This window comes from Priestia sp. P5_B4 (assembly GCF_056400385.1).
This window is the reverse complement of the sequence record NZ_JBFULJ010000105.1, coordinates 1-9,061: the sequence shown is the minus strand read 5'-3', so window position 1 is coordinate 9,061 and position 9,061 is coordinate 1. Positions and strand designations below refer to the sequence as shown.

Sequence of the window (9,061 nt, the reverse complement as noted above, 5' to 3'; positions counted from 1 at the left end):
TTCCTGGACATCATACAGCGCTGTTAAAGCCTGTCAACGACGCAGACTTTCAAATTACCATTGATCATTTAACTCTTTTACATAAAGATGTAAAGTCGATTCAATTTCGGGTAGCAAGCGAAAAAATTCGATTTGCTCGCTTTCGTGCGTTTCCTTTCTGGCAGCGTGTCAGAGACTCTTTTGTATGTGATGATTAAAGGCAGGGAAGAGAATGAAACAAGTTTTTACGTTGAGTTGGACCGTAGATCATTCTTTCGAGGGTGTAGCGGTTCGTGAATTTTTAAAAGAACATGATATTTCGAAAGCTTCTCTGACGGACATTAAGTTCAGAGGAGGAGCAATTGAAGTAAATGGAAAGCATGCAACGGTTCGATATATTCTGCAAAAAGGTGACGAAATTAAGGTGGCGTTTCCACCAGAAAAAGCAAGTGAAAGTCTTCTTCCTAAAGCTATACCTTTGGATATTGTATACGAAGATGAGTATATATTAGTGTTGAATAAGCAACCAAACATGCCAAGTATACCTTCTCGAGAACATCTAACGTGGTCACTAAGTAATGCTGTGCTTTATTATTATGAGAAAAATAACATTAACTCGACTGTTCATCTTGTAAATAGGTTGGACCGAGACACATCTGGGCTGCTTATTGTCGCTAAGCATAGGCACGTTCATTACTTATTCTCTAAAGCACAAAAAGAACATGAAATTAAACGCGTGTACCGAGCTTTTGTTCATGGGAAGCTTGTTGGCAAAGAAACGATAGAGGCACCGATTGGCCGAAAAGAGTCAAGTATCATCGAACGGGAAGTAAGAGAAGATGGGCAGTTTGCTATTACACACTATACGGCGCTTCGTCAGTATTCTTCTTTTACAGAAGTTGCTCTTTCGCTTGAGACGGGGAGAACTCACCAAATTCGTGTTCATATGGCTTATAAAGGATATCCACTGCTTGGAGATACCTTATATGGAGGAACGAATCATCTTATTTCTCGTCAAGCTCTTCACAGCTATGAGCTCACTTTTTTTCATCCTTTTTTACAAAAAACTTTGTCTTTTACAGCACCTTTGCCGCCAGATATGCAGAAACTTCAAATCGTAAAAGAAAGTCGCTTTTTTTAATGAAAAGCGACTTTCTTTTTACACGAAGTGATTAAATTTTTCCTCTACGTAAGGCATAGATGAAGGCACCGATATAATATTCCTTTCAGGATACTGAAACGCCGTTAAAGCCCCTCCAAAAACTGCGCCTGTATCAATATTAATGGTATTATGAATTTTTCTGGCTTTTACTACGGGTGTATGCCCATAAACGATAAACGGTTTTCCGTTATAATGTTTGGCCCAATCCCGTCGGACAGGCATGCCGTTTAGATGTTTTTCACCCGTAATGTCTCCGTATAGCACAAAGGTTTTTACTTTTTTATCCGTTCTGCCGATGTATTCAGCTTTAAGACCGGCGTGAGCAATAATTAATTGGTTTTGATCAAGCTGCACATATAGAGGTGATTGTTCATAAAGCTCAATGAACTTTTTTTTAATGAATTTCTGTTCTCTTGAAGGTAAAGCTTCGTACTCGGCAACGGTCGTTTCTAATCCATGAGTAATTTGCACTTTGTTACCGCAAAAGAAGCGATATAGCTTATTGCAGTGATTGCCTGGACAGTAGTAAGCTTGCTGATGCTTTATTACAAGTGACCATACGAGCTCAATCACTTTTAGTGAATGAGGTCCTCGGTCTGTTAAATCACCTACAAATCCAAGGCGCCGTCCGTCAGAGTGGACAGGAATCCCGTCTTGCCATTCATACCCAAGTTTTTCTGTTAACGCTTTTAATTCATCATAGCACCCATGGATATCGCCTATTATATCTACTTTCATCTTTTATCCACATCCTTAAAAGGTTTTTCCTTTGACGATATAAAATTACCCTTATATGGAGCAAACTATGTGTAGAACTTATATATTATTGGGAAAAGAGTAAAGAGCTGTGAGTTGAAAAAAAACAAAATTCATCATAAAGTTAAATGAGTTTTGTGCGACAGGGAGGTTGAAGACATGACAGATTCAATTGAAAAAGAAGAAAAGGCATGGTTCGCCGAACATTTATTATCACTTTTAGAAAAAAATGAAATCGATGCATTTCGTGAAGAATTTTTACATATGCATACGTATGACCAAGCTCAATTTTTTGAAGAATTAGATGAGCCTTCTAGATTTGCGCTGTACGAGATGTTATCTCCGGAAGAAATGGCGGATATCTTTGAAAATGTAGAGATACGAGAAGAAGATTATCAAGAAATTCTCTCAGAGATGCATCCCAATTTTGCAGCAGACATGCTGTCGAAAATGTCGGCGGATGATGCCGTTGACGTATTAAATGAATTGGATAAAGAACAAGTGGCGAGCTATTTAACGATTATGGATGAAGAAGCAGCCGATGAAATTAAAGAGCTGCTTCATTACGAGGAATATACCGCTGGAAGTATTATGACGACTGAATTTGTGGCCATTCGTGAAAATCAAACCGTACATTCAGCCATGCACATTCTACGCAGGGAAGCTCCAGAAGCGGAAACAATTTATTATGTATTTGTTATTGATGAACAAAAGCATCTAGCAGGTGTTATTTCTCTTCGTGATTTAATTATAGCAGATGAAGATACGATGATAAGCGAAGTTATGAATGAACGAGTCGTATCCGTATCAGTAGCAGAAGACCAAGAAGAAGTTGCGCGTATTATGCGCGATTACAACTTTCTTGCGCTTCCAGTTGTTGATTTTCAGCAGCATCTTCTCGGGATTATTACGGTTGATGATGTGATGGATGTTCTTGATGAAGAGGCATCGGATGACTATTCTAAATTAGCCGGTATTAGTGATGTAGATGATACGATTGACCACAATCCTTTAGTAGCGGCCAAAAAGAGGCTACCTTGGCTTATCATTTTGCTGTTTTTAGGAATGATGACAGCGAGTTTAATTGGACGTTTTGAAGATACTTTGAATCAAGTAGCTATTTTAGCTGTATTTATACCTTTGATTGGCGGTATGGCTGGTAATACAGGAACACAGGCACTAGCCGTTGCGGTTCGCGGACTAGCGACGGGAGAAATCGAAGAAGAAAGCAAATTTAAGCTGTTAATGCGAGAAGCAGCTACCGGAATGATTACGGGCGCATCATGCGGACTTTTAGTTGTATTAATTGTTTATATTTGGCAAGGAGATCTTATTTTAGGCGCTTTGGTAGGCGTGTCTGTATTTTCAACATTGATTGTGGCTACACTTGCAGGAGCGTTTATCCCGCTTCTCATGCACAGGTTCAAAATTGACCCTGCAGTCGCATCAGGACCATTTATTACAACGATCAATGATCTTATCAGTATTTTAATTTACTTCGGTCTAGCGACAACATTTATGAGTTATTTAAAATAATGAAGGGACTTTAGAATTCGGCATGAGTAATCATGTCGGATTTTCATTATCAGTTCATATAGTTGACAGAGAACCTTCAAGCTTTTATGATTAACCTTTAATTTTGAATACTAACGTCTTCGTTTTATAAATAGCGAAGGGAAAAGGAGGGGAATCTAATGGAACAGCACGCGTCCTTTACATCACTTGTTATCGTCATTAGTTTGGCCTTTTTAACGCCTATACTGTTACATCGGTTTAAACTCAACATTATACCTGTAGTCGTAGCTGAAATTATTATGGGATTAATTATAGGGAAAAGTGGTTTTGACCTTGTGGAGCAGGATATGTGGCTTGAAACACTTTCCACTCTAGGCTTTATCTTTTTGATGTTTTTAAGTGGTTTAGAAATTGATTTTTCTGCTTTTGCTGGAGGAAATTCAAAAGACAAAAAGGCATCAGGAGCGAAGGTGCCAAATGCTTTTTCCATTTCTATACTAGTGTTTGCAGCTATCTTTGCGGTTTCACTATTTTTGTCCTATGTTTTTGTATGGACAGGTTTTATTGATAATGCCTTTTTGATGACGCTTATTATTTCTACCATTTCACTAGGAGTAGTAGTGCCGACATTAAAAGATGCACAGATTATGAAAAAGCCGATTGGACAAACCATTTTATTGATTGCGGTTATTGCGGACTTAGTCACGATGATTTTACTAGCCRTATTTGCTTCCGTCTATGATAAATCAGGAGATAGCAATACATGGTTGATTTTAATTTTATTTGGAGTAGGAGTGATTTTATACTTCATAGGGAAGCAGTTTAAAAACCGATCGTTTCTTGAAACAATGTCTAAAGGTACAATTCAAATCGACACGCGCGCCGTATTTGCACTCATTATCATTCTGGTGGGCCTTTCGGAGTCAATTGGTGTTGAAAACATTTTAGGCGCGTTTTTAGCGGGATCACTCGTTTCTCTTCTAGCTCCTAACAAAAATTTAGTTCATAAATTAGATTCGTTTGGCTATGGATTTTTAATTCCTATCTTTTTTGTGATGGTAGGAGTGAAGCTTGATGTTTGGTCATTGTTCAGTGATAAAAAAGTGCTGATATTAATGCCTTTATTATTCATTGCATTGTTGATATCCAAGCTAGTCCCAGCGTTAATCTTAAGAAAATGGTATGATATGAAAACCGTTTTGGCATCGGGTTTTCTTTTAACATCGACTTTATCACTCGTTATTGCGGCAGCAACGGTGGGTGAAAATATTGGTGTTATTGATTCACAAATGTCCGGTGCGCTGATTTTGGTGGCGATTATTACCTGTATTATTACACCTATTATCTTTAGAAAACTGTTTCCAAAGCCAGAAATCAGTGACAGAAAGCTGAAGGTTAATATGCTCGGTGCAAATCAATTTACACTCCCGGTTATTCGAGAAATGGATCTTGATTTATATGATGTTACGATTTATCACCCTACTCAGGACAAAATTGAAAACCGTACGTCGGATTCCATTTTTAATATCGTCGACATCGATGGATATAGTAAGGAAACTTTAATACGTATGGGGATTTTAGATGCGGATGTATTAGTTGTAACAACAGGGGAAGAAGAAAGAAATAGCGACATTGCTGTATTTGCAAAAAAATATGGTGCAGAACGGGTTATTGCCCGCGTAGAAAGTCCTGTATTAGATGAAAAGATGAAAGAAAATAACATTGAAGTTTTTTCTGTGCTGTTATCTACGACTGCATTGCTAAAAGCTTTAATCGAATCGCCAAATATTTTAAATATCTTAACGAATCAAGAAACAGCACTTTATCAAATTAATATGCGTAACCCTAAATACGAGGGGGTAGAGCTTCGTAAGTTCCCATTTACAGGAGATGTGATTTTTGTTCGAATCTTTAGAGGCAAAGATTCCATTGTACCTCATGGCGATACAGAGCTTGAATTTGATGATCGTTTGATTGTAACGGGGTCTCGTTCGTATGTGAATGAATTGCGTATGCTTCTTGAGTATAAAATTAGATAAAGGTATCTAGGTAGGTTTAGTTTTCTATGTTATTGAATGAGAGAAAGAGGCTGGGACAAAATTATTTTAGCTGAAGTGAAAAACGAACCACTGATCAAAATGTTTGATTAGTGGTTCGTTTTTTTTGTTGTTTTGAAAATAAGTTTCATCGACCGCCCGCGGAAAGCGAAGTCTTGCACGGAAATCAACTGCGGTGTAACAAGCGGTTCAGCTCATGTGTCCCATTTGTGCGTCTTTAGATTGAATTAATTTCGTTATGTCTCAACCTCTTTTATCGTGTTTTCTCAAATGCTGGAAATAAAAGTACAGCGCTGCTTTTGGTGTTAAAAAGGCTACCGCAAAAAAATAAACAAGTTTTTCCGTGTTCAAGCATACATTTTTAAAAGAACGATAACAAGCAATTGGAGGTATGCTTCATGACTAACTCAAAATCTAAGTCAGAAGAAAACGAGCCGCTAATGTACATTGTCCAGCCAAACGCTACGCAAAATCAGCGTTCTATGCAATATTATTTTAGTTCAAAACAGCAAGACAATAAAGGAATAGAGAAAGAGCACGTGTTAAAAGAAGAGCCCAGCTTTTCTTCCATTCAAGAAGTCAAAGAGCCTGACGTAGAAAAAGTGGAAGAGATTAAGCAAGAAAAAGAGGAAGAGCGTTCAATTGTTCCCGTGGATATACCGCAATCAGAGACTAAAAAGCCAAATAAAATGTTTCAGTCTATGACGATTAAAGAAAAAGTTGATTTTCTATGCAGTTTCCCGCCTCATATGTCTCAGCCAATTTGTGAAATTACGTGTCAAAACCAAAAATATATAGGAACAATTTTAGAATTAAAAGAAGGAAGTTTATACGTGAGCGTTCCTCCTAATAAAGAGAAAACAGTATTGACATTTCATGATATTCAGACCATATCTATCATTAAAATTTAAGTAACTCTAAAAGCTAACAGTGAAGAAGCACGTTAGCTTTTATTTTCATAAGTTTGTGAATGCACGGAGGAATGAAAATGACATGGATTTATCTAACATTATTTATCTTTGCAACATTTCGACTTACTCGTCTAATTGTTTTTGATAAAATCACAGCGTTTATTCGTAAACCGTTTCATAAAATTGTAGAAGATCAAGATGAACAAGGAAATACGGTAACTTATCTAGAGATAAAAGGGAAGGGAATGCAAAAGTGGATTGGAGAGCTGCTCAGCTGTTATTGGTGTACGGGCATATGGTGTGCGGTAGGGATTTATTTTAGTTATGTAGCGTTCCCGCATATTGCTATTCCTATCATTACAATCTTAGCTATTGCAGGATGTGCAGGAATTATAGAATCATTTATGAAATAAATGGACGAGTTAAAAGACATATTGAACATCAATATGTCTTTTAATAATTAAGGGAAATTTAGCACTACTTTATTAAAAAAAGGGATGCCTTCTTGCCACTCTTCGCTATAAAAAAAGCCTTCTAGAATAAATGAAGTCGTATCAGAGGACAGCGGAATGACTACTTGAAAAGAGTCAAATAGTAATTTGTCTTTTGGCCTTAATACGGTTTGCTTAATAGGTTTGATCCAATATTCACCGTCATTTTGAATTTTTTCGTTCCATTTTGGATGAGCATAGCGCCATTCTAAAGAAGAAGAGGGGATACTGGAAACTTCAATGTCTTTTTCATCAATGATCTTCCCGCTTAATATAGCCGAAGCAGTGGGTTTCATTTTTAAGCAAAGCACCGGAGAGCGTAAAGTACTGCTCGTTTGATTTTGAATAATTACGTTGCCGAATATCGTCAGCTCGCTTTCATCTTGTTCTGGCAGCAGTATAGAATGTTGAAAGAAACAGAGGATATCACTCTTTTCGAACCTTTCCACAGGTTTTTCCACAATTTTTTCGATTACTTTTTCCACAATCTTTTCTTCAATGATGGGCTGTTTTCTCGAGGCTTTTTCCCGAAATGCTTCTGCAATAATTTTTTGTTCAGAAAGCTCGTTTCTTAGTAAATCCAGCTCTTTTTCTAATCCTTCAATTTCTACTTCTTTTTCAGATGTAGAAAGCGTCTCAGCGTGTTTTTTCTTCCAAAACGATGTATTTTCTTTTTCTCGTTCTAAAGCTCGTTCATAGCTTTTTAATTGGTTTTGTACGTGCCGAATTTCCGATTTATAGTGAATGAGCTTTTGTTTTAGTTGAGTTAAATCATCTTTAGGGGAAGGGGAGTTACGACTCATCTAGTAGTCTCCTTTCCTGCTGAGCTATGAATTAAGTTTGTAAACCTGAGCTGCCTACAGCAGTTTTATTTATATGTATGCACAAAGCTTGTAAACGATGAAAAAAGAGGAGAAATATTCTCCTCTGATAGAGTATTTAATTAATCGAAATCTGTTTCAAAGGAACTTTCATAGCTTCTTTCATCACATTCATCGTGATGATGTTTTCCAGGGAAGATAGCTTCACATTGAGGTGGATATTCGACAGGTAAGCAACCAACGTTGGATGGATCGATGATTTCAGGTCGAGGGTAGCAGAAGCTGCCTTCCACTTCAATTTTCACGTCTTTTTCAATTTGTATACTTAAACATAATACGATGTCGAAGCTTAGCAGTTGTAAACGTCCGTGTGATAATCTTATAGAACCGCTTGTTCCTTCAAAAGAATCTAGGTGTACAACTGGGTCAGTGCCTTCAGGAGCACAAAGATAAAACGTTTGATGTGTTTTCCATGGAATATTACAAGAAGTAAATTCATGATGTTTTTGATGGTTACCTAAATCAATTAACTTAATCTTGTAAAAGCCACTGATTGATAATTTAACTTCATGAAGAACAACACTTTCTCCATCGGGTAAAATAATTGTTCGAGGGCGGCGACCTCCGTGCGGCACAAGTTCAATTACTTTATCCAGTGCGTTTTCATCTGAAGGATCCACAGGATTACCATGGCAATCTGTTAAAATAATTTCAACTTCTACGTCATCTCCTAAACCTTTAAGCACATGTTCATTAAATAACGAAGTGTCATGGGTAAAAATTTGTGGTAAAACGACTTGACGTCTAACCCAGTCGTACACTTTAGGTACGCGGATACACAATGATTCAAAAAGTTCTCCCATTTTTAAACCTCCTAATTGTAATTGTCCTTCCTTTACGCTTTTCGTTACTAGGTATCGGACTACTATAGTGTATGAATGACCTGCTTTTATGTTCCTTAGTAAAAGCGGAATTTATCGGAATAAATTCTAGGTGAAGCGAGCATAAAAAATGAAGGAAATAATAAACTCAATTACAGCATATTCATGTTAATAAAAAGTGTTATTCATCTTTAAGTGATTTTTTAGAAGTAGTGGGTTATTTATAATGGAGGAGTGAAAGGCATGAGTGAGGAAAAAACAAAACAATATATTGCTTCATTGAAGTCAGAACTGGCTTTTTATAAAGAAGAATATCAGAAATTCAAACATCAAGAATTTGAATATGAAGATATTAAGGAAGAGTTAGCGGAATTAAAGCAAAAGCATGAAGAAGAAAAAAAGAAGCTAGAGGAAAAAATAGATTGGCTTAAAGCATGCGTTAATGAACAAAAACCAAAAATCGAACAGTCCATTGTACAGTACAATCA

Annotated in this window: 8 protein-coding genes and 2 pseudogenes; 7 read left to right on the top strand and 3 right to left on the bottom strand. The window is 36.9% G+C overall.

The annotated features are described in order from the left end of the window. Both ppnK and AC1DRF_RS11450 read left to right on the top strand, forming a co-directional pair. Positions 1–197, top strand: a pseudogene (ppnK, locus tag AC1DRF_RS11455) (NAD kinase); the annotation flags it as partial. A 14-nt stretch (positions 198–211) separates the two neighbouring features. Further along, positions 212–1,120: an RluA family pseudouridine synthase gene (locus AC1DRF_RS11450; RefSeq protein WP_013081773.1), complete on the top strand. Its 909-nt coding sequence runs from the start codon at positions 212–214 to the stop codon at positions 1,118–1,120. An 18-nt stretch (positions 1,121–1,138) separates the two neighbouring features. Here the strand turns inward: AC1DRF_RS11450 and prpE are convergent, their stop codons facing one another. Then, positions 1,139–1,879 (bottom strand): bis(5'-nucleosyl)-tetraphosphatase PrpE, encoded by a 741-nt coding sequence (prpE, locus tag AC1DRF_RS11445; RefSeq protein ID WP_043980458.1) that lies wholly within the window; start codon positions 1,877–1,879, stop codon positions 1,139–1,141. A gap of 177 nt (positions 1,880–2,056) precedes the next feature. Between prpE and mgtE the strand changes: the two genes are divergently transcribed. The 4 genes from mgtE (at position 2,057) to AC1DRF_RS11425 (ending at position 6,793) form a co-directional block, all read left to right on the top strand. After that, positions 2,057–3,433 (top strand): magnesium transporter, encoded by a 1,377-nt coding sequence (gene mgtE / locus AC1DRF_RS11440; RefSeq protein ID WP_043980456.1) that lies wholly within the window; start codon positions 2,057–2,059, stop codon positions 3,431–3,433. A 158-nt stretch (positions 3,434–3,591) separates the two neighbouring features. Continuing rightward, complete coding sequence (locus tag AC1DRF_RS11435; protein WP_477740775.1) at positions 3,592–5,451, top strand: monovalent cation:proton antiporter family protein; 1,860 nt, start codon at positions 3,592–3,594, stop codon at positions 5,449–5,451. A gap of 416 nt (positions 5,452–5,867) precedes the next feature. Then, positions 5,868–6,380 (top strand): CotO family spore coat protein, encoded by a 513-nt coding sequence (locus AC1DRF_RS11430; protein WP_034654355.1) that lies wholly within the window; start codon positions 5,868–5,870, stop codon positions 6,378–6,380. Positions 6,381–6,457: 77 nt separating this feature from the next. Further along, entirely contained in the window at positions 6,458–6,793 is a 336-nt protein-coding gene (locus tag AC1DRF_RS11425) for a DUF1360 domain-containing protein (protein ID WP_427075725.1), read from the top strand. A 47-nt stretch (positions 6,794–6,840) separates the two neighbouring features. On the opposite strand, the gene AC1DRF_RS11420 is transcribed toward AC1DRF_RS11425, so the two are convergent. Together AC1DRF_RS11420 and AC1DRF_RS11415 are read right to left on the bottom strand one after the other, a co-directional pair. Further along, positions 6,841–7,674 carry an OmpH family outer membrane protein gene (locus tag AC1DRF_RS11420; protein WP_477740774.1) on the bottom strand — a complete coding sequence of 278 codons (834 nt, stop codon included), beginning with the start codon at positions 7,672–7,674 and terminating at the stop codon, positions 6,841–6,843. A 140-nt stretch (positions 7,675–7,814) separates the two neighbouring features. After that, entirely contained in the window at positions 7,815–8,555 is a 741-nt protein-coding gene (locus AC1DRF_RS11415; protein WP_097824311.1) for a BMQ_0737 family morphogenetic spore coat protein, read from the bottom strand. Between the two features lie 261 nt (positions 8,556–8,816). On the opposite strand from AC1DRF_RS11415, the pseudogene AC1DRF_RS11410 reads away from it, so the two are divergent. Next, a pseudogene (locus AC1DRF_RS11410) lies at positions 8,817–9,061 on the top strand (hypothetical protein); the annotation flags it as partial.